Origin of the sequence: Streptomyces sp. NBC_00820 (assembly GCF_036347055.1) — a bacterium.
Lineage (GTDB): Bacteria > Actinomycetota > Actinomycetes > Streptomycetales > Streptomycetaceae > Streptomyces.
Genome location: NZ_CP108882.1, coordinates 2378152 through 2399212, shown reverse-complemented (window position 1 = coordinate 2399212; position 21061 = coordinate 2378152). Strand labels below are relative to the sequence as shown.

The window sequence follows — 21061 nt, the reverse complement described above, 5'->3', positions numbered from 1 at the left end:
CAGGGCTCCCCAGTACGGGCGGGACAGGCCCGATGATCAGTCACACGCACGGACGGGGCCACCCGGGAGAAGCGGACCACGCGCCGCGCGGCGCCGTGCGTGTACCCCCAGAAACGTCCCGGACCGGGACGATGGTTCCGCCAGGTGGCACAACACACGTCGCGGACGGGCCGGCCCGGTCCGACAGTGACACCATGCGTTTTTTCCGTCTCCGTGGGCCACGGGCATGGAAGCGGCGAGCCGTGGCCCTTCCCGACGCCGTCCTGGTCCTGCTCGGCTCGCTGCCCCCGATCGCCGCGGTGCTCGCGCTGCTGCTGTGCGCCCAGGGCGTCGAACGCGGCGGCAGCGTCCCGCTCGCCCAGCAGGCCCCCGTCCGCACCGGGCCGGCGCACCGCGCGGCCCGGCCGGCCATGGTGCCCCGCACCGCCTGGCTGGACGGCACCACCGGGCGCACCCAGCCGCCCCCGCGCTACGACGACAAGGTGGTCGCCGTCTTCATCCACCACACGGACTCGCCCAACGGCTACGACTGCGCCGACGCCCCGCGCATCATCCGCGACCTGTACTCGGGCCAGACCGGCGCCCGGAACTGGGACGACATCGGCTACAACTTCCTCGTCGACCGCTGCGGCACCATCTACGAGGGCCGTGCCGGCGGTGCCGAGCGGCCCGTCACCGGCGCCCACACCCAGGGCTTCAACCATCGCACCGCCGGCATCGCCGCGCTGGGCACCTTCACCGCCGGGGTCCCCGTCCCCCGGGCCATGACCGACGCGATCGCCGCCGTCGCCGCCTGGAAGCTCGGCCTCGCCGGCGTCGACCCGCGCGCCCGCGTCCGTCTGGTCTCCAGCAACGGCCTCAGCCGCTACCACGCCGGCAGCGCCGCCAGCCTTCCCGTCGTGGCCGGCCACGACCAGGGGTTCATGACCAGCTGCCCCGGCGCCGCCCTGACCGCCCGCCTCCCCGAGATCAGACAGTCGGCCGCCCGCCTGCAGGGCCGGCCCCCGACCGGCAAACGCTAGGGGGTGTCGTTTGGATCAGCTCGGGTCCGCGACGCCCGGCACGGCACCTCGCCGCGTTGTCGGATCAGCCGAGTACGTCCGGTACGCGGCAGATCCTCCGCCTTGCGAGGCACCGCACCGGACGCCGCGGCCTGATCCGACCTGATCCAAACGACACCCCCTAGGTGCAACGCATGTGAGGCCGCGTGTCCGCGAGGTCCCGCCGCGCCCGTCCCGCACGCCCTCCCACCGCCGGTGTCCGCGGCGTGGAGCCCATGTCAGTCCTTGAACCGTTCCCAGAGCCTCGGGTAGCGCCCGGCGAGGACCGTGTCGTCCTCGAAGTCGACCGGGGCGCCCGCGGGCTCGGCCGGGGCCGGGGCGATGCCCAGGTCGGGGGCGACCACGCCGGTCAGCTGCTCGTAGGCCTCGTCGGCCGCGTAGCCCAGCTCCTCGCCGTCGCCGTCGATCTCCTCGTCGAACTCGTCCAGCAGATCGGCCAGGGAGTCCGGGTCGTGCAGGGCGCCCTCGAAGACCTCCCGGCCCTGACCGATCAGCCAGCACCGGAAGAAGTCGAACGCGTCGTCGCTGGCCCCGTCCAGCAGCGCCCAGGCGGCGCCCCACAGATCCCAGCGGTAGGCGCGGTTGTAGCGGGCCTCGAAGTGACGGGCGAAGTCCAGGACCATCTCCGGATCCAGCTGGAGCAGCCGGTCCACGAGCAGGTCGGCCTGCTCCTCGGGGTCGCCCTCGGCGGCCTCGCGGGTGGCGTCGATGAGCTCCCAGAACTCCGTCTCGTCCATCACGGGTCAAGCATCGGGCCTCTAACGATCCGCCGCACGCGGAGTACGGCGGATCGTTATCAGGAGGGTGGACCGCCCGACCGGTGGCCGTACGCCCGTATGTCAGGTGGCCGTATGTCCGTACAGCGCCGCCGTCCGGGCCGCGTCCCGGGCGAACCGCTCCCGCAGACCGGCCGGCGCCACCACCTCCGCCTCCGGCCCCAGCGCCCTGAGCTGCGTGTGCGCGACCTCCTCCGACTCCACCGGGACGGTCACCGTCACCCACCCCCGGACGTCCGGCTCGCCCGCGCCCGCCAGCGCCTCACGCGCGGAGAGCGGATCGAGGGCGTACGGCAGCGCGCGCACCCCCTCGGGGGAGAGCCGTACGACGGCCTCGGCGCGCAGGATGGAGCGGGCGAACGCCTCCGCCCGCTCGGCCCAGTGGGCGGGCAGGTCGAAGCCCGGGTCGCGGTCGAAGCGCCCGTCCACGGGGGTGACCGAGGCGAACCGGTCGATCCGGTAGGTCCGGAAGGCACCGTCGCCGGCCACCCGCGCGCACAGGTACCAGACGCCCGCCTTCAGCACGAGCCCGTACGGCTCCAGCTCCCGCTCCACGACACCGTCCGCCCGCCGGTACCCGGCGCGGACCGGCCGGTCGTCCCACACCGCCTCGGCGACCACGGGCAGCAGCGCCGGCGGCTCCGGCTCCCGAAACCAGGCGGGCGCGTCCAGATGGAACCGCCGGGCGGCACTGTCCGGGGCGTCCCGCAGGGACGGCAGCAGCGCGGCCGACACCTTCAGCCGGGCCACGGAGGCCGCGTCCTGAAGCCCCATCTCCCTGAGCGCTCCGGGCACCCCGCTCAGGAACAGCGCCTCGGCCTCGCCGCGCGCCAGCCCCGTCAGCCGCGTCCGGTACCCGCCGACCAGCCGGTACCCGCCGGCCCGCCCCCGGTCCGCGTACACCGGCACGCCCGCCTCCGACAGCGCCTGCGCGTCCCGGGTCACCGTCCGCTCCGACACCTCCAGCTCCCGCGCCAGCTCGGCGGCGGTCATGGAGGGGCGGGACTGCAGGAGGAGCACCATCTTGATGAGCCGGGCCGCACGCATGCCCCTCATCATGCCGGGGGCCACTGACAGAGCACACGAAGAAGGGGCACGGCGGCTGCCGTACCCCTTCCTCACAGAACCTGGATGACCTACAGGCCGTACTTCTCCCGGGCTTCCTTCACCGCGGTCGCCTGGACCTCGCCGCGCCTGGCGAGCTGGGCCAGGGCCGCGACGACGATCGACTGCGCGTCGACACCGAAGTGGCGGCGGGCGGCGTCACGGGTGTCGGACAGGCCGAAGCCGTCGGCGCCCAGCGAGGACCAGTCCTGCTCGACCCACTGCGCGATCTGGTCCGGGACCTGGCGCATGTAGTCGGAGACCGCGAGGACCGGGCCCTCGGCGCCCTGCAGGGCCTGGCGGACGTAGGGCACGCGCTCCTCGCCGCGCAGGATGGCCGCGTCGGCCTCCATCGCGTCGCGGCGCAGCTCCGACCACGAGGTCGCGGACCACACGTCGGCGGCCACGCCCCAGTCCTCGGCGAGCAGCTTCTGCGCGTCCAGCGCCCAGTGGATCGCCGTGCCGGAGCCCAGCAGCTGGATGCGCGGGGCGTTGGCAGCGGGGCTGACGCCCGCCGACTCGGCCGTGTTGAAGCGGTACAGGCCCTTGACGATGCCCTCGTCGATACCGAGGCCGGCCGGCTTGGCCGGCTGCGGCAGCGGCTCGTTGTAGACCGTCAGGTAGTAGAAGACGTCCTGGTCCTCGCCCGGCTTCGCCTCGCCGTACATGCGGCGCAGGCCCTCGCGGACGATCACGCCGATCTCGTAGGCGAACGCCGGGTCGTAGGTGAGGGCGGCCGGGTTGGTGGCCGCGATCACCGGGGAGTGGCCGTCGGCGTGCTGGAGGCCCTCGCCCGTCAGGGTCGTACGGCCCGCCGTCGCGCCGACGAGGAAGCCGCGGCCGAGCTGGTCGCCGAGCTGCCACATCTGGTCGGCCGTGCGCTGCCAGCCGAACATCGAGTAGAAGATGTAGAACGGGATCATCGCTTCGCCGTGCGTGGAGTACGCGGTGGACGCGGCGATGAAGTCGGCCATCGAGCCGGCCTCGGTGATCCCCTCGTTGAGGATCTGGCCGTTCTTGGCTTCCTTGTAGTACATCAGCTGGTCGCGGTCGACCGGCTCGTACGTCTGGCCCTTGGGCGAGTAGATGCCGAGGGACGGGAAGAGCGACTCCATGCCGAAGGTGCGCGCCTCGTCGGGGACGATCGGCACCCAGCGCTTGCCGGTCTCCTTGTCGCGGACCAGGTCCTTGACCAGGCGGACGAAGGCCATCGTCGTCGCCATGTTCTGCGAGCCGGAGCCCTTGTCGAAGGCGGCGAAGGCCTTCTCGGCCGGAGCCGGCAGCGGCGCGAGCGGGTGCACGCGACGCGACGGGGCCGGGCCGCCGAGGGCCGCGCGACGCTCCTGGAGGTAGCGGACCTCGGGGGAGTCGGCGCCGGGGTGGCCGTAGGGAACCTGGCCGTCGGCGAACGCGCTGTCCGCGATCGGCAGCTCCAGCAGGTCACGCATCGCCTTGAACTCGTCCACCGAGAGCTTCTTCATCTGGTGGTTGGCGTTCTTCGACGCGAAGCCGTCGCCCAGGGTGTGGCCCTTGACCGTCTGGGCCAGGATCACGGTCGGCGCGCCCTTGTGCTCGACGGCGGCCTTGTAGGCGGCGTAGACCTTGCGCGCCTCGTGACCGCCGCGCGAGAGGTGGAAGCACTCGAAGATCTTGTCGTCGCTCAGCAGCTTCGCCATCTCCACCAGCGCCGGGTCGGCACCGAAGAAGTCCTGGCGGATGTAGGCGGCGTCGCGGGTCTGGTACGTCTGGATCTGCGCGTCCGGCACCTGGCGCAGGCGGCGCACCAGCGCGCCCGTGGTGTCCAGCTGGAACAGCTCGTCCCAGGCCGAACCCCACAGCGTCTTGATGACGTTCCAGCCGGCGCCGCGGAACTGGGCCTCCAGCTCCTGCACGATCTTGAAGTTGGCGCGGACCGGGCCGTCGAGGCGCTGCAGGTTGCAGTTGATGACGAAGGTGAGGTTGTCCAGCTCCTCACGGGCGGCGAGCGCGAGGGCCGCCGTCGACTCCGGCTCGTCCATCTCGCCGTCGCCGAGGAACGCCCACACGTGCGAGGCGGAGACGTCCTTGATGGCGCGGTTGGTCAGGTAGCGGTTGAAGCGCGCCTGGTAGATCGCCGACAGCGGGCCGAGGCCCATGGACACCGTCGGGAACTCCCACAGCCAGGGCAGCCGGCGCGGGTGCGGGTACGACGGCAGGCCGCCTCCGCCCGCCTCCTGGCGGAAGTTGTCCAGGTGCTGCTCGTTGAGCCGGCCGTCGAGGAAGGCGCGGGCGTAGATGCCGGGGGAGGCGTGGCCCTGGATGTAGAGCTGGTCGCCGGAGCCCGCGGCGTCCGGGGACTCCTTGCCCTTGAAGAAGTGGTTGAAGCCCGTCTCGTACAGCCAGGCCGCGGAGGCGAAGGTGGCGATGTGGCCGCCGACGCCGTACTTGCTGCCACGGGTCACCATCGCGGCCGCGTTCCAGCGGTTCCACGCGGTGATCCGGGCCTCCATGGCCTCGTCACCGGGAACAGCCGTCTCGGCGGCGGTGGGGATGGAGTTGACGTAGTCGGTCTCGAGGAGCTTCGGCAGCGCGACGCCGCCCGCCTCGGCCCGCTCCAGCGTGCGCCGCATCAGGTACGCGGCGCGGTGCGGGCCAGCCTCACGCGCGACGGCGTCCAGGGAGGCCTGCCATTCGGCGGTCTCCTCCGGGTCGCGGTCCGGGAGCTGGTCCAGCGCGCTCGGCTGGATGGCGTGGGGGTCGGTCATGTCGCCGCCTTCCTCAGTCGAAGGGGGTTCCCTCGTCGTTAAGGGTTCAGGGTTGCCCTTGGTCTTTGGCAGGACAGGGCAGCGGACTTCGGTGGCGGTGTCGATCTGCGACCCCGTCGCGTGTCCGTCGGCGACTGTAACTCCCTGATCGATGATCGATCAAAGGAGTGAGGGGTAAAACTCCCCGATTGTCAGAAAGTAGGCACCCCGTGCCTTGGAAATGGGCACCGGGTGCCGCGTCTGGCCCAGGTTTTCGCAGGTGAGCACCGGGATGCTCGGGTGCACCGGGACGCCCGGGTGGGGCGGTGCGGGTGCGGCGGTGCGGCCGCGCGGCGGTGCTGCGGTGTGTCAGGCGCGCGGCGGTACGGCGGTGCGGGTGCGGCGGTGTGTCAGGCGCGCGGCGCGCAGCCCAGGACGTGTGCCTTCACCAGCTCCGCGATCCGCGGGTCCCGGCGCTTGAAGGCCTGCACCAGCTCCTCGTGCTCCTCCGCGTACGACTGCTGCACCGTGCCCAGCCAGCGGATGGACAGCGCCGTGAACACCTCGATGCCCAGGCCCTCCCAGGTGTGCAGCAGCACCGAGTTGCCCGCCGCGCGGACCATCTCGCGGTGGAAGCCCACCGTGTGGCGGACCTGGCCCGTGCCGTCGGACCGGCGGTCGGCCTCGTACAGGGCCAGGACGTGCGGTTCCAGGGCCGAGCAGTCCTCCGCGAGGCGTTCGGCCGCCAGCTCCGCCGCGATGGCCTCCAGGCCCGCACGGACCGGGTAGCTCTCCTCCAGGTCGGCCGCGGTCAGGTTGCGCACCCGTACGCCCTTGTTCGGGGCGGACTCGATCAGGCGGAGTGTCTCCAGCTCGCGCAGCGCCTCCCGCACCGGCGTCTGGCTGACCTCGAGCTCGGTCGCGATCCGCCGCTCCACGATGCGCTCGCCCGGCTGCCAGCGCCCGCTGACGATCCCCTCCACGATGTGCTCGCGGATCTGTTCGCGCAGCGAGTGGACGACGGGCGCGGTCATGAGGGCTCCTTCGGGAGGACTTTGACGTGTAGACAATACGGCCGTCGGGAGGTTCGGGACGGTGAGTGAGGGGGCTTTCGCGCAGGTGAGACGAGGCGCACACGGGGTTGCCGGTGCAGGCGTCCAGGAGCCGTACGCCGATGCGCCCCGCGCCCTCCGGTACCGCGCCCCAACGCGCGGTGCCCCGCCCGGAGAAGTTCCGGACGGGGCACCGTACTGGCCGATCAGAGAGTTCAGAGGCCGAGCTCGACCTCGAACTCACCCGCCTCCAGGATCTCCTTGACGGCCGTCAGGTAACGGGCCGCGTCGGCGCCGTCGACCAGACGGTGGTCGTAGGAGAGGGTCAGGTAGGTCATGTCGCGGACGCCGATGACCGTGCCCTCCTCGGTCTCGATGACGGCCGGACGCTTGACCGTGGCACCGATGCCGAGGATCGCGACCTGGCCCGGCGGCACGATGATCGTGTCGAACAGGGCGCCACGCGAACCGGTGTTGGAGATGGTGAAGGTCCCGCCGGACAGCTCGTCCGGGGTGATCTTGTTGGCGCGGACCTTGCCGGCCAGCTCCGCCGTGGCCTTCGCGATGCCGGCGATGTTGAGGTCGCCCGCGTGCTTGATGACCGGGGTCATCAGGCCCTTCTCGGAGTCCACCGCGATACCGACGTTCTCGGTGTCGAAGTAGGTGATCGTGCCCTCGGCCTCGTTGATCTTGGCGTTGATGACCGGGTGGGCCTTCAGCGCCTGCGCGGCGGCCTTGACGAAGAACGGCATCGGGGAGAGCTTGACGCCCTCACGGGCCGCGAAGGAGTCCTTCGCCTTGGCGCGCAGCCGCATCAGGCGCGTGACGTCGACCTCGACGACCGACGACAGCTGGGCCTGCTCGTGCAGCGCCTTGACCATGTTGTCGCCGATGACCTTGCGGATGCGGGGCATCTTGACGGTCTGGCCACGCAGCGGGGAGACCTCCAGGGTGGGGGTCTTCTTCGCGGCGGGGGCGGCGGCGGGCGCGGCGGCCGGAGCCGGCGCGGCGGCGGCCTTCGCGGCCTCCGCGGCGGTGATGACGTCCTGCTTGCGGATACGACCGCCGACGCCGGTGCCCGTGACGGTGGCCAGGTCGACGCCGTTCTCGGCGGCGAGCTTGCGCACCAGCGGGGTGACGTAGGCACCCTCGTCGGTCGCCTGCGCGGCGGCCGGAGCCGGGGCGGCAGGGGCGACCGGAGCGGGCGCCGGAGCGGCCGGAGCCGGAGCGGCGGCGACCGGGGCCGGAGCGGCGGCGACCGGGGCCGGCGCGGGGGCCGGGGCAGCGGGCGCCGGGGCGACCGGAGCCGGAGCCTGGACGGCGGGGGCCGCGGGAGCCGCGGGGGCGGCCGGGGCCTCGGCGGCGGGCGCCGGGGCGGCGGGCGCCGGAGCGGCGGCCGGGGCGGCACCGGCGGCACCGATGACGGCGAGCTTGGCGCCGACCTCGGCGGTCTCGTCCTCGGCGACCACGATCTCCAGCAGCACGCCCGAGGCGGGCGCCGGGATCTCGGTGTCGACCTTGTCCGTGGAGACCTCGAGCAGCGGCTCGTCGGCCTCGACGGAGTCGCCGACCGACTTCAGCCAGCGGGTGACGGTGCCCTCGGTGACGGACTCACCGAGCGCGGGCAGGACCACGTCCGTGCCCTGGGCGCCACCGGCAGGGCCTGCGGCAGTCACAGCCGGGGCCTCGGCGACGGGGGCCGGGGCGGCCGGAGCCGCGGGGGCCTCGGCGGCCGGAGCGGGGGCGGGCTCGGCCACCGGAGCCGGGGCCTCGGCGGCAGCGGGCGCACCCGTGCCGTCGTCGATGAGCGCCAGCTCGGCGCCGACCTCGACGGTCTCGTCCTCGGCGACCTTGATGGAGGCCAGCACGCCGGCGACGGGGGAGGGGATCTCGGTGTCGACCTTGTCGGTCGAGACCTCGAGCAGCGGCTCGTCGGCCTCGACGCGCTCGCCCTCGGCCTTCAGCCAGCGGGTGACGGTGCCCTCGGTGACGCTCTCACCGAGCGCCGGAAGGGTTACGGAAACCGGCATGGTTTCGGTTGCTCCTTAACGAATTGCGGAAGTCTGTGTCGTCGCGCCCGTGACCGGAGGTCAGTCGTGGGAGTGCAGCGGCTTGCCGGCCAGCGCCAGGTGCGCCTCGCCGAGTGCCTCGTTCTGCGTCGGGTGGGCGTGGATGAGCTGCGCGACCTCGGCCGGCAGCGCCTCCCAGTTGTAGATCAGCTGGGCCTCGCCGACCTGCTCGCCCATGCGGTCGCCGACCATGTGGACGCCGACCACGGCACCGTCCTTGACCTGGACGAGCTTGATCTCGCCCGCGGTCTTCAGGATCTTGCTCTTGCCGTTGCCCGCGAGGTTGTACTTCAGAGCGACGACCTTGTCCGCGCCGTAGATCTCCTTGGCCTTGGCCTCGGTGATGCCCACGGAGGCGACCTCGGGGTGGCAGTACGTCACCCGCGGGACACCGTCGTAGTCGATCGGGACGGTCTTCAGACCGGCCAGACGCTCCGCCACCAGGATGCCCTCGGCGAAGCCGACGTGGGCGAGCTGGAGGGTCGGGACGAGGTCACCGACGGCGGAGATGGTCGGAACGTTGGTGCGCATGTACTCGTCGACGAGGACGTAACCGCGGTCCATGGCGACCCCGGCCTCCTCGTAGCCCAGGCCCTGCGAGACCGGGCCGCGGCCGACGGCCACCAGCAGGACCTCGGCCTCGAACACCTTGCCGTCGGCCAGGGTGACCTTCACGCCGTCCTGGGTGTACTCGGCCTTCTCGAAGAAGGTGCCCAGGTTGAACTTGATGCCACGCTTGCGGAAGGCGCGCTCCAGCAGCTTGGAGGAGTTCTCGTCCTCGACCGGCACCAGGTGCTTCAGGCCCTCGATGACCGTGACGTCCGAACCGAAGGACTTCCACGCCGAGGCGAACTCGACGCCGATGACGCCGCCGCCCAGGATGATCGCGGACTTCGGCACGCGGTCCAGGACGAGGGCGTGGTCGGAGGAGATGATGCGATCGCCGTCGATCGCCAGGCCGGGCAGGGACTTCGGCACCGAGCCGGTCGCCAGCAGGACGTGGCGGCCCTGGATCCGCTGACCGTTCACGTCCACGGAAGTGGGGGAGGACAGCCGGCCCTCACCCTCGATGTACGTGACCTTGCGCGAGGCGATCAGACCCTGGAGACCCTTGTACAGGCCCGAGATCACGTCGTCCTTGTACTTGTGGACGGCCGGGACGTCGATGCCCTCGAAGGTGGCCTTCACGCCGAACTGCTCGCTCTCGCGGGCCTGGTCGGCGATCTCACCGGCGTGCAGCAGCGCCTTGGTGGGGATGCAGCCCCGGTGCAGGCAGGTGCCGCCGACCTTGTCCTTCTCGATCAGGGCGACGTCCAGGCCCAGCTGCGCTCCGCGCAGGGCCGCGGCGTAACCACCGCTGCCACCGCCGAGGATCACTAGGTCGAAAACGGTGCTGGCGTCGTTCGCCACGTCACGTCCTCCATGCATGTGCGCCGTACGCCGGTCTTCGCTGACCGGCAGGCGGCTGGTGTCCGGCCGCTTGATGCTTCGGCCCTCGGATGGGGCCCTGTCCTGCCGGGCTCCATCTTTGCACTTGTTCGAGGGGTGCGAGACGCCGGGCTGGGGTGTGAGACGCGTCCCACGTTCGCGGAGGGCGGCACCCCAAAGCGGCGCGGTCCGCGCCCGCCTGCGGCGGAGACGGGCGACGGCGCACCCGCGGGGGCGCGGGGAGCTGTGTGACCAGCCCCCGCGCCCCCGCGGTACTACGGAAGGAACCCCGGAGGGACGGGACTCAGCCCAGCTCGCCCGCGGCCGTCAGTTCGGCGAGGCGCACCAGCGTCCGCACAGCCGTACCCGTACCGCCCTTGGGCGTGTAGCCGAAGGCGCCGCCCTCGTTGAAGGCGGGGCCGGCGATGTCCAGGTGCGCCCACGTGATCCCGTCGGCGACGAACTCGCGCAGGAACAGACCGGCGACCAGGCCGCCGCCCATCCGCTCACCCATGTTCGCGATGTCGGCGACGGAGGAGTCCATGCCCTTGCGCAGGTGCTCCGGCAGCGGCATCGGCCACGCCGGCTCGCCGACCTCCTCGGCCGCCTCGTGCAGGGCGGTGCGGAACGCGTCGTCGTTCGCCATGACACCGAACGTCCGGCTGCCCAGCGCCAGCATCATCGCGCCGGTCAGCGTGGCGACGTCCACGATCGCGTCCGGCTCCTCCGCGGAGGCCGCCCACAGCGCGTCCGCGAGCACCAGCCGGCCCTCGGCGTCGGTGTTGAGGACCTCGACGGTCTTGCCGCTGAACATGCGCAGCACGTCACCCGGGCGCACGGCGGAGCCGGACGGCATGTTCTCGGCCAGCGCCAGCCAGCCGGTGACGTTGACCTTCAGGCCGATCCGCGCCGCGGCGACGACCGCCGCGAACACGGCGGCGGCACCGGCCATGTCGCACTTCATCGTCTCGTTGTGGCCGGCCGGCTTGAGGGAGATGCCGCCCGAGTCGTAGGTGATGCCCTTGCCGACGAAGGCGAGGTGCTTGTCCGCCTCCGGGTGCGTGTACGACAGCTTGACCAGGCGCGGCTTGGCCTCCGAGCCACCGCCGACGCCGAGGATGCCGCCGTAGCCGCCCTTGGTCAGCGCCTTGTCGTCGAGCACCTGCACCTTGATGCCGTGCTCCTTGGCCGCGGCCTGGGCGACGGCGGCGAACGCCTCCGGGGTGAGGTCGTTCGGCGGGGTGTTGACCAGGTCGCGGGCGCGGTTCAGCTCCTCGGCGACCGCGACGGCCCGGGCCAGGGCGTCCTTGTGGGCGGCGTCGCGCGGCTTGCCGCCGAGCAGCGCGGCCTCGCCCAGCGGCGCCTTGCCGTTCTTGGCCTTGGCGTCGCCCTCCTTGTACGCGTCGAAGGCGTAGGCGCCGAGCAGCACGCCCTCGGCGATCGCGCCGACGGCACCGGAGTCCTCGACGGGCAGCGCGAACGCGGCCTTCTTCGAGCCGGCCAGGGCACGCGCGGCCACACCGGCGGCCCTGCGCAGCGCCTCGGTGTCGTACCCGGCGTCCTCGCCGGGCTCCGCGCCCAGGCCCACCGCCACCACGAGCGGTGCCTTGAAGCCGGCCGGGGCGGGCAGCTTCGTCAGCTCGCCCTCGGCACCCGAGGCGCCGAGGGTCTCCAGGAGGCCGGCGAGCCTGCCGTCGTACGCGTGGTCCACGGCCTCGGCGCCTGGCGCGACGACAAGGTCCCCAGACTTGGACGCCGAGCCCTTGGCGACACCGACGACGATCGCGTCGGCCCGCAGGCCGGGCGCCGCGGCGGTGCTGAGAGTCAGAGCAGTCACGGTGGTGAAATCTCGCTTCCGATGTGAAGTTGCTGTGGCCGTTGTGATCCTCGGTCGTCCTGACGGAGCGACCGGGATCGCGCGGGGTGGGTCGACCGGGCCCGAGAGCCGACCCTAGGTCCATGCCTTGGGGCAGGTGGCAACCGGGGCCTTCACCGTGTCGGCGAACACCCGGGACGAGACTACGCGCGTGTGACCGTTCGCTCATTCCTACGGACGTTCACCTGTCCGTGGCGTCATGGCCACTTCCGCCCCCTGCGCCTCAGTGACCTGAGCCACACTCGTCGGGTTCCGGTGGGTTGGTTGTCCGCCGAAACGCATGATTTCCACAGATCCTCCGTGGATTCACCGCAGAGGATCTTCTGGGGGGAGGAACCAGACATGAGTTATCGCGCGCACCGCCGGAGAACCGTGACGGTCACGGCGACGGCGGCCGCTCTGATCAGCCTGGGGATCGCCGCGCCCGCGGCCTCGGCCGCGACGGACCCACGCGTCGACCTCAGGGTCCTCGTGGTCGACGACGACGGCGGCTCCGTCGGCGCGATCGCCGCGCAGCTGCGGAGCGAGGGCATCCCGTACACCCGGGTCGACCTGGGCGACTCCGGTCGCCCCGCCATCAACGCCGCCTTCCTGAGCGACACGGTCGGCGGGCGGCCCCGCGCCAAGTTCCAGGGCGTGGTGCTGCCGAACGAGGCCCCGTTCGGCGCCGGATCCGCCGAGCAGACGGCCCTGGAGGCGTACGAGAAGACGTACGGCATCCCGCAGGTCGACGCCTACACCTGGGCGCACCCCGAGGTCGGCCTCGACTACACCGACAGCAACGGCTACGCGGGTGGCCTCGACGGACGTCCGGCCACCGTCAGCACGGCCGGCCGGGCGGGCCCCTTCGGATACCTGGCCGGCGGCTTCTCCTTCGAGGACAACTCGCCCTCGGTCCAGGAGAGTTACGGCTTCATAGCCCAGCCCCGCACCGGCTACACCAGCTATGTCGACGCCCCCGTGCCGGGCGGCACGGGCAACGGCAGCCTGCTCGGCGAGTACGCCCACGACGGGCGCCGCGAACTGGTGGTGACCTTCGCCTACAACCAGTACCAGCAGCAGTTCCGGGTGCTGGCGCGCGGCATCGTGGAGTGGCTGACCCAGGGTGTGCACCTCGGGCAGGCCCGCAACTACTTCGCCGTCCACGTGGACGACGTCTTCGCCCCCGACGCCCGCTGGGACGCCGCCCGCAACTGCACGCCCGGGGACATCGACTGCGCGGGCGGCGGTGACGACACCGAGACGCCGATCCGGATGACACCGGCCGACGCCCAGTACGCGGCCGCGTGGCAGCAGAGCCACGGCCTCACCCTGGACATGGTCTTCAACGCGGGCGCCGGCGAGGAGTGGAAGAGCGAGCACGGCGGCACCGACGCGCTGGCCGACCAGCTCCTCAAGGACAAGGCCAAGTACCGCTGGGTGAACCACACTTACACCCACATGTTCCTCGGCTGCGTCCAGGACACCTCGACCGTGCCGTGGGCCTGCGCGAAGAACCCCGACGGCTCGACGAAGTGGGTGAGCCGCTCCGACATCTCCGGGGAGATCTCGAACAACAACAACTGGGCCTCCCAGCACGGACTTTCCCTGGACCGCAGCGAACTGGTCACCGGTGAGCACTCCGGGCTGAAGACCCTCCCGCAGCAGCCGCAGGACAACCCCAACCTCGGGCCCGCCCTGGCTTCCAACGGCGTGAAGTGGACCGCCTCGGACAACTCCCGCGAATCCGAGCAGCGGACCGTTGGCAGCAGCACGCTGACCGTGCCGCGGTACCCGATGAACGTGTACTACAACGTGGGCACCAAGGCCGAGATGGCCGACGAGTACAACTGGATCTACACCTCCGAGGCCGACGGCGGCAGCGGGATCTGCGAGAACAACGCGACCTCGACCTGCCTCGGCGCACCGCTGGACACGGACACCGGTTTCACCGGCCACATCGTGCCCACCGAGGCCCACACCGACCTCGGGCACGTGCTGAGCAACGATCCGCGCCCGCACTACGCCCACCAGTCCAACCTGGCCGAGGACCGCCTCCTCTACCCGGTCCTGGACCGTGTCCTCGCCGACTACCAGGCGCTGTTCGCGGCCAACACCCCGATCGTCAACCTGCGCCAGAGCGCCATCGGCGCCGAACTGCAGAACCGGGCCAAGTGGCAGGCGGCGCTGGACGGCGGCAAGGTCACCGCCTACCGCATCGGCAACACCGTCACGGTCACCGCGCCGTCCGGCACCCAGATCCCGGTCACGGTGCCCGAGGGCACCAAGCAGCAGTTCCTGCTCACCTCCAGCGCGTTCGGGACGTCGTACGCGGGCCTGCGCTCGGCCTGGGGAACGCCGGGCACCCTGCAGTCCGCACTCACGCTCAAGCTGCCGTAGCGGCCGACGGGCAGCACCGACAGTGCCCTGAGGGGCGCCGGGGAACCGCGCGTCCGGCCCCGGGCCGTGTCCGACGACTCCCGCCGGGCGGGCGACGCCCGGCACGGCACCTCGCCGCGTTGCCGGATCGCCCGCGTACGTCCAGTACGCGGGCGATCCTCCGCCCTGCGACGCACGCACCGGACGCCGCCCGCTGATCCGAGGCGAATCGTCGGACACGACCCGGCGGACCCACAGCCGGGTTCCGGGCCGCAGTTCCCGCATGTCATCCGCATCACAGGGGGGATCCGCGCAAGCATGCGCACCGGCCGTCACGTCACCATGCTCACCGAAGGCACCTACCCGCACGTCCACGGCGGGGTCAGCACCTGGTGCGACCAGCTCGTCAAGGGCATGCCGGAGGTGAGCTTCCATCTCGTCTCACTCACCGGCAGCGGCCGCGAACCCGTGACCTGGGAGCTGCCGCCGAACGTCCGCCGGCACACCACCGTGCCCACCTGGGGCCCGCGCCCCGGCCGCGCCCGCGCCCCCTACGGCAGGGCCCGGCGCCGCTTCACCGACGCCTACGAGCGTCTCCTGCTGTCCTTTCTGGACCCCGAGTCCCGCTGCGACTTCGGCGGCGCGCTGGGCGAACTCGCCCGCATCGCCCGTGCGGGATGGCTGCCGGCCGCCCTGCGCACCGAACAGGCGCTGCGCTCGCTGCAGTGGATCTGGACCATGCCGCACCTGTCGACGGCCGCGGCCCGCCCGACCGTGCACGACGCCCTCACCGCCGCCGACCTGCTCGAACACGCCCTGCGCCCGCTGAGTGTGCGCATCCCCGAGGACTCGGTGGCGCACGCCGTCAGCAGCGGCCTGGCGACCCTGCCCGCGCTCGCCGCGCACCACCTCGACGGAGTGCCGTTCCTGCTCACCGAGCACGGCATCTACCTGCGCGAACGCTATCTGGGGCAGCTGGGCGACGGACACCGCTGGCCCGTGAAGGCGTTCCTGCTCGGCTTCTACCGCGCGCTGAACTCCCACGGCTACCGCGCCGCCGACCTGATCACCCCCTGCAACCAGTACAACCGCCGCTGGGAGGAGCGCGGCGGCGCCGACGCCGGCCGCATCCGCACGGTCTACAACGGCGTCGACCCGCACGCCTTCCCGCACGCGGGCCCCGAGCCGGACGTGCCCACCCTGACCTGGTGCGGCCGCGTCGACCCCATCAAGGACCTGGAGACCCTGCTGCGCGCCTACGCCCTCGTCCGCGCCGAACTCCCCGCGACCAGGCTGCGGTTGTTCGGCCCGGTCCCGCCCGGCGGCGAGGCCTACGCCACCCGCCTGGAGAAACTCGCCGCCGAACTCGGCGTCCGTGACGGCGTCACCTTCGAGGGCCGCATCACCGAGGTCTGGCGCGCCTACGCGGCCGGCCACCTCGTGCTGCTCTCCTCCATCTCAGAGGGCTTCCCGTTCTCGATCATCGAGGCCATGTCCTGCGGCCGTACGACCGTCTCGACCGACGTCGGCGGGGTCCGCGAGGCCGTCGGCGACACCGGCCTCGTCGTCCCGCCGCGCGAACCGGAGAAGATGGCCGCCGCCGCCCTGACCCTGCTCCGGGACGACGAACGGCGCCTGGGGCTGGGGGAGTCGGCCCGACAGCGCGTGATCGACCGGTTCACCCTGCGCCGCTCGGTCGACAACTTCCGCACCATCTACCAGGAACTCGCCGGCCTTCCCGAGGTCTACGAGCCCACCGTCGAGACGGTCGACGACTGGACCGCCGAACTGCGCGACCCCTGGTACGCGGCGGTCGCGACGGACGGGACCGGCTGGTGAGCGAGGATCTGCGCACGCCCGCCACCCTGCCGGGCATCCCGCACCAGCGGCGGCGCCCGGACCCGGAGCGGCCCGACCCGATCGACGAACTGGCCCGCGAACTCGACACGTTCGTATCCGCCGCCGTCCACCCCGACGAGGTGGCGGCCCTGCTGGAGTCCGACGGCCTCTCGGACGACCAGATACGCGAGCGCTACGGCGTCCTCAACTCCTTCGCCCTCGCAGAGGAGTTGTACGACCGCATCCCGCGCCGCCACCCCGAGCCCGAGGGCACACCCGCCGACCCCTGGCGGGCCGGTCTCCTCGGCTGCCTGCTGCGCGGCCTGGTCTTCGCGCTCCCCGGCTTCGCCTACGTGCTGGGCGCCCCGCTGCTCGCCGGCCCGCGCGACGCCTTCGACCTGCCGGCTGGAACCCTCACCCTGCTGGCGAGCGCGCTGTGCGGCTGGGCCTGGAACCAGGGTCTGGCCCACCGCGCCTACGCCTGGCTGGGCCTCGGCGACCGCCCGGCGGCCCGCCGCTGCCTGCTCGTCGGCACCCCGGCGGGCATGCTGCTCGGCGCCCTGGCCGCCCTCCCCGTGGGGGGCGCCGCCCACCCGGCCGCCGCGGCGTTCGCCGCCGGCCAGTCCTGCTACCTGGGCGCCTCCGGGGTCCTGCTGGTCATGGGCCGCGAGCGGGCCCTCCTGGCCGCCCTGACCCCGCTGACGGCAGGCGCCCTCCTCGCCCTGGCCCACCCGCTCCCGGACCAGCCCCGCCTGCTCCTCCTGGTGACCTCCACCGCCGCCGTCGCCACCCTCGGCTTCCTCGAAGTCGCCCCGGCGCTGCGCAGACCGGGCGCCGGCCCCCGGACCGCCCGCCCCACCGCACCCCGCCCCACGGGGCACTGGCCGGCCGGCCTCACCGCCCTGCTTCCCTTCGGCCGCCTCGGCGCGCCCCCCACCCCGAGCCGGACCCCCGAAAGCTGCGCCGCACCCCGGCCGGGGCCGTTCGTCAGGCGGTGGGCCGGGGTTCTCGCCGCGCCGGTCACCGCGCTGCTCCCCGCCGTCAGGCCGGTGCGGGGCGGGGGGCCGGGTCCCCGGCTGCTGTCCTCCCTGCCTTACGCGGTCTTCGGGCTCGGCAGCGGTGTCCTCGTGCTGTACGCGGGCCTCGGTGACGTCCTGACCGGGGCGGAGCGCAGCGCGGTCGCCGCGCCGGAGGCCGTGGCGCTCACGCTCAGCATGGGGCCCGCCGAATGGCTGCTGTACCGCTTCCGCAGCGGAGGCCTGGCCGCCCTGCGGGCGAGCGGGACGGCGCGGACGTTCCGCCGGACCCTGGGCCGCACTCTGGCCCGCTGCCTCTTCGGCTACCTGGCCGCCCTGCTCGTCCTGGCCGTGGTCGCCGCCGCGTCCTGGCCGCATTCCCCCCTGCCGACCGGTGTCCGCCTTGCCGGGCTGCTCGCGCTCGGTGTGGTGCTGTGGACCGGGCTGCTGCTCCAGTCCTTCGGTGCCGTGCTCGGTGCCGCCGCGGTGTGCTGTGCCGCGGCCCTCGCCCAGACGCTGGCGCTGCTCACCCACGCGGGCGATCCGCGCCTCGTCGGCCTCGCCGTGTACGCGGCCGCGGCCACCGTCCAGGTCGCCCTGGCCCGGGGCCTGCTGGGAAGGGCGACGGCGCACCGATGAACAGCTTGCTGGTCCCGTACTACGAGCATCCGTCGGTCCGCCCGGCCGAGTGGGCGGCGATCCTCGCGGCCGCGCCGCGTCTGTACGGCGTCGTTCTCAACCCGGCCAGTGGCCCCGGCGAACGCCCGGACGAGGCCTTCGCCGCGACCGCAGTCCGGCTGCGGCGCGCGGGCGTCACGCTGCTCGGCTACACCGACACCGGCTACGGCACACGGCCCCACGACGACGTCGTACGCGAGATGAGAACCCACCGCGAGTGGTACGGAACGCAGGGCGCCTTCCTGGACCAAGTGTCCTCCGGGGCAGACGAGTTGCCGTACTACGAGCGGCTGGCGGCGGCCGCCCGGACCCTCGGCTGCGGCACGCTCGCGTTCAACCACGGCACTCCGCCGCACCCGGCGTACGCGGCCCTCGCCGACCTCCTGGTCACCTTCGAGGGCCCCTGGCCGGCGTACCGGAGCACCCCCGCGCGGCCCCGGCGCTACCCGTCGGGCGTGCGGCTGTGCCATCTGGTGTACGACGTCCCGCCCGGCGCCGACGTGGCGGAGGGGGCCCGGGTGCGGGGCGCGGCCGTGCACTGCGCGGTGCCGGGAGCGGGCGCCCACCCCTGGGGCACACTGCCCCACGGCGTGGGCCCGCCCGCACCCTGAGGCGGACGCGGCCGCCCGGACCGCCCGGAGTCGGGGAGGGACAACCCGCCTCCCTGCGACCCGGAACCGCAACCCGGAACGGTGCCTACGGAATTGCGCCCCCGAACGGGATCTGTGAGGCCGGTTCAGCCACCCAGCGCCAGCACCACCAGCGCCGTCGTCGCCGCCGTCTCCGCGAGGGCGCCGAAGACGTCGCCGGTGACCCCGCCGAAGCGGTGGACGCAGCGGCGCAGCAGGAGTTCGGCGGCGGCGAGGGCCAGCAGCACCGCGGCCGCCGTGTGCGGCGGGCCGTAGGGGCCGAAGACCGTGCCCCAGGCGGCCGCGAGGAGGGTGACGGCGGCCGCGACGGCCAGCGCGCCCGGCACCGGCACCACTCCGGCGACCGCGGCCCCCAGCCCCTCGGGCCGGGCGGCCGGCACTCCGGCGCGCGCGGCCAGGGTGAGCGCCAGCCGGGCGGCGACCGCCGAAGTCACCGCCGCGAGCGCGCCCCGCGCCCAGGAGCCGTCGTACAGCTGCGCCAGCACGGCGACCTGGGCCAGCAGGGTCAGCATCAGCGTGATCACCCCGAACGGACCGATGTCCGACTGCTTCATGATCCGCAGCGCGTCCTCCGCCGGCTTCCCGCTGCCCAGCCCGTCGGCGGTGTCGGCGAGCCCGTCGAGGTGCAGGCCCCGGGTGAGCGCGGCGGGTACGGCGACCGAGGCGACGGCGGCGAGCAGCGGACCGGCGCCCAGGAACAGGAGCAGCAGCCCGAGGCCGGCCGCCGCGCCGCCGACGACCAGTCCGGCCACCGGGGCGGTCAGCATGCCCCCGCGTGCGGCCTCGCGGTCCCAGCGGCGTACCCGTACGGGCAGCACGGTGAGGGTGCCGAAGGCGAAGCGGAGTCCGTCGAGAGGGGAGGTCCTGAGCATCGGCGCAGGTTACCCGGCGCTCGCGAGGCCACCTGATCCAGCCGGGGATAAAGTGCGCACATGGGGCACTGGTGGGAGCGGAACATCCTGGAACCGGGCAAGCTCCCGCTGTTGCTGGCCCTCGCCGCCTTCGTGCTCACCTTCGTCGTCACCCGGGTCATCACGCGTCTGATCCGGGCGGGCAAGGGCCCGTTCGGCAACGTCAAGGCGGGCGGACTGCACATCCACCACGTGGTGCCGGGGGTCGTCCTCACGGTCGTCGGCGGCTTCGGCGCGGTCGCCAGCGACCGGCACGGCGCCGGCGGGGCCATCGCGGCCGTCGTGTTCGGCATCGGCGCCGGGCTGGTCCTGGACGAGTTCGCGCTGATCCTGCACCTGGACGACGTCTACTGGAGCGAGGAGGGCCGCAAGAGCGTCGAGGTCGTCGCGCTCACCGCCGCCCTGGTCGGCCTGCTGCTGGCCGGCTTCTCCCCGTTCGGCGTCAACGACCTGACCCAGGAGGAACTCCAGGACCGGGGCGGTGTCATCGTCACGCTCGTCGCGAACTTCGTCTTCTCGCTCGTCGCCCTGAGCAAGGGCAAGGTCCGCATCGCGATCTTCGGGACGGTCGTGCCCCTGCTCGCGCTCGTCGGCGCGGCCCGCCTCGCCCGCCCCGGCTCCCTGTGGGCCCGCCGCTTCTACGGCCGCCGCCCCCGCGCCCGCGCCCGGTCCGCCCTGCGCGCCTACCACCACGACCGGCGCTGGGCCGGGCCCAGACGCGCCGTTCAGGACTGGATCGGCGGCAGGCCCGACCCGCGCCCGGCCCGGCTGCCCGGCCGCCACTGAGCGAGCCGCGACCCGGTCCCGCCGTGCCGCACCGGGTACCCGTGCCGGTGCCGGTCCCACCGCCGGTGTCCGGGCCCGTGCCGCTGCCGCACCGCCGTCACCAGGCACAGCGTTCCGACGGCCATCAGCGCGGCCAGGTGCTCCTTGCCCGCCAGGTTGTCCTTGAACAGCAGCTCCGCCGCCATCGCGGCGGTGACGGCACCCGTGGTGACGTAGGCGCCGTACCGCCAGGCCACGAACACGGCGAGGGCCACCACGGCCGCGGACGGTCCGGTGTCCACCACCTGGGTGTCGGTGGCGGGCAGGCCGAACGGGGCGTGCGGGCCGAGCGCGACGCCGACGCGCGCGTACAGCGTCCCGGCGAGCGTGGCGACGTAGGCGATGCCCAGGGTCCGCCACCAGCCCAGGCACGCCTCGGCGATCCCGAACACGAACAGGATCTGCGCCAGCGCCCCCCATACCGGCAGGTCCAGCGCCGGCACGTACAGGGAGAGGGGGGTGCGCAACAGGGCCGGCCACAGCGGGTCCTGGGCGCGTACGGCGCCCGCATCCTGGACGAACCCGAACCCCCACGGCTGGTTCTGCACGTACTGCAGGACGGCGGTCAGACACACCGCGGCGAGGGTCATGGGCACCGCCCTGGGACCCCGCTTCAGGAGAGGCTCGCGCACGGCGTCGTACAGCGGCCCCCACTCCTCGCGGGCCCAGCGGGCGAACCTGTTCATCGGGCACTC

At 73.0% G+C, this 21061-nt stretch carries 15 protein-coding genes; 6 read left to right on the top strand and 9 right to left on the bottom strand.

Translation table 11 applies throughout. From position 1 onward, the window contains the following. Positions 1–131: 131 nt before the first annotated feature. A complete protein-coding gene (locus OIB37_RS10885; RefSeq protein WP_330457359.1) occupies positions 132–1022 on the top strand; it encodes a peptidoglycan recognition protein family protein in 891 nt (296 codons plus the stop codon). A gap of 257 nt (positions 1023–1279) precedes the next feature. Here OIB37_RS10885 and OIB37_RS10880 read toward each other — a convergent pair whose 3' ends face one another. The 7 genes from OIB37_RS10880 to OIB37_RS10850 all read right to left on the bottom strand — a co-directional run bounded on the left by OIB37_RS10880 (position 1280) and on the right by OIB37_RS10850 (position 12050). Then, positions 1280–1798 carry a DUF4240 domain-containing protein gene (locus OIB37_RS10880; protein WP_330461817.1) on the bottom strand — a complete coding sequence of 173 codons (519 nt, stop codon included), beginning with the start codon at positions 1796–1798 and terminating at the stop codon, positions 1280–1282. A gap of 102 nt (positions 1799–1900) precedes the next feature. After that, positions 1901–2884 (bottom strand): helix-turn-helix transcriptional regulator, encoded by a 984-nt coding sequence (locus tag OIB37_RS10875; protein WP_330457358.1) that lies wholly within the window; start codon positions 2882–2884, stop codon positions 1901–1903. 89 nt (positions 2885–2973) lie between these two features. Next, entirely contained in the window at positions 2974–5685 is a 2712-nt protein-coding gene (gene aceE, locus OIB37_RS10870) for a pyruvate dehydrogenase (acetyl-transferring), homodimeric type (protein ID WP_330457357.1), read from the bottom strand. A 389-nt stretch (positions 5686–6074) separates the two neighbouring features. Next, the gene (locus tag OIB37_RS10865; RefSeq protein WP_330457356.1) at positions 6075–6698 is read right to left on the bottom strand and encodes a GntR family transcriptional regulator; all 624 of its coding nucleotides are present in this window, start codon (positions 6696–6698) and stop codon (positions 6075–6077) included. 233 nt (positions 6699–6931) lie between these two features. Beyond that, the gene (sucB, locus tag OIB37_RS10860) at positions 6932–8746 is read right to left on the bottom strand and encodes a 2-oxoglutarate dehydrogenase, E2 component, dihydrolipoamide succinyltransferase (protein WP_330457355.1); all 1815 of its coding nucleotides are present in this window, start codon (positions 8744–8746) and stop codon (positions 6932–6934) included. Positions 8747–8806: 60 nt separating this feature from the next. After that, on the bottom strand, positions 8807–10195 hold the full coding sequence (lpdA, locus tag OIB37_RS10855) for a dihydrolipoyl dehydrogenase (protein ID WP_330457354.1): 1389 nt from the start codon (positions 10193–10195) through the stop codon (positions 8807–8809). Positions 10196–10517: 322 nt separating this feature from the next. Then, positions 10518–12050, bottom strand: a complete 1533-nt coding sequence (locus OIB37_RS10850) for a leucyl aminopeptidase (protein WP_330457353.1) — start codon at positions 12048–12050, stop codon at positions 10518–10520. Positions 12051–12431: 381 nt separating this feature from the next. On the opposite strand from OIB37_RS10850, the gene OIB37_RS10845 reads away from it, so the two are divergent. From OIB37_RS10845 to OIB37_RS10830, 4 genes are all read left to right on the top strand, one after another. Further along, positions 12432–14468, top strand: coding sequence for a hypothetical protein (locus OIB37_RS10845; RefSeq protein ID WP_330457352.1), 2037 nt, complete (start codon positions 12432–12434; stop codon positions 14466–14468). Between the two features lie 297 nt (positions 14469–14765). After that, complete coding sequence (pelF, locus tag OIB37_RS10840) at positions 14766–16286, top strand: GT4 family glycosyltransferase PelF (RefSeq protein ID WP_330457351.1); 1521 nt, start codon at positions 14766–14768, stop codon at positions 16284–16286. Beyond that, positions 16283–17941, top strand: coding sequence for a hypothetical protein (locus OIB37_RS10835; RefSeq protein WP_330457350.1), 1659 nt, complete (start codon positions 16283–16285; stop codon positions 17939–17941). Before pelF ends, OIB37_RS10835 begins: the two co-directional genes overlap by 4 nt. Continuing rightward, the gene (locus OIB37_RS10830) at positions 17938–18591 is read left to right on the top strand and encodes a spherulation-specific family 4 protein (protein ID WP_330457349.1); all 654 of its coding nucleotides are present in this window, start codon (positions 17938–17940) and stop codon (positions 18589–18591) included. Before OIB37_RS10835 ends, OIB37_RS10830 begins: the two co-directional genes overlap by 4 nt. Before the next feature lie 125 nt (positions 18592–18716). On the opposite strand, the gene OIB37_RS10825 is transcribed toward OIB37_RS10830, so the two are convergent. After that, a complete protein-coding gene (locus OIB37_RS10825; RefSeq protein ID WP_330457348.1) occupies positions 18717–19502 on the bottom strand; it encodes an adenosylcobinamide-GDP ribazoletransferase in 786 nt (261 codons plus the stop codon). A 60-nt stretch (positions 19503–19562) separates the two neighbouring features. Here OIB37_RS10825 and OIB37_RS10820 point away from each other — a divergent pair, with 60 nt between their 5' ends. Beyond that, positions 19563–20327, top strand: coding sequence for a hypothetical protein (locus OIB37_RS10820; protein ID WP_330457347.1), 765 nt, complete (start codon positions 19563–19565; stop codon positions 20325–20327). Here OIB37_RS10820 and OIB37_RS10815 read toward each other — a convergent pair. Next, complete coding sequence (locus OIB37_RS10815) at positions 20267–21052, bottom strand: hypothetical protein (protein ID WP_330457346.1); 786 nt, start codon at positions 21050–21052, stop codon at positions 20267–20269. The genes OIB37_RS10820 and OIB37_RS10815 overlap by 61 nt on opposite strands. Positions 21053–21061: the final 9 nt, after the last annotated feature.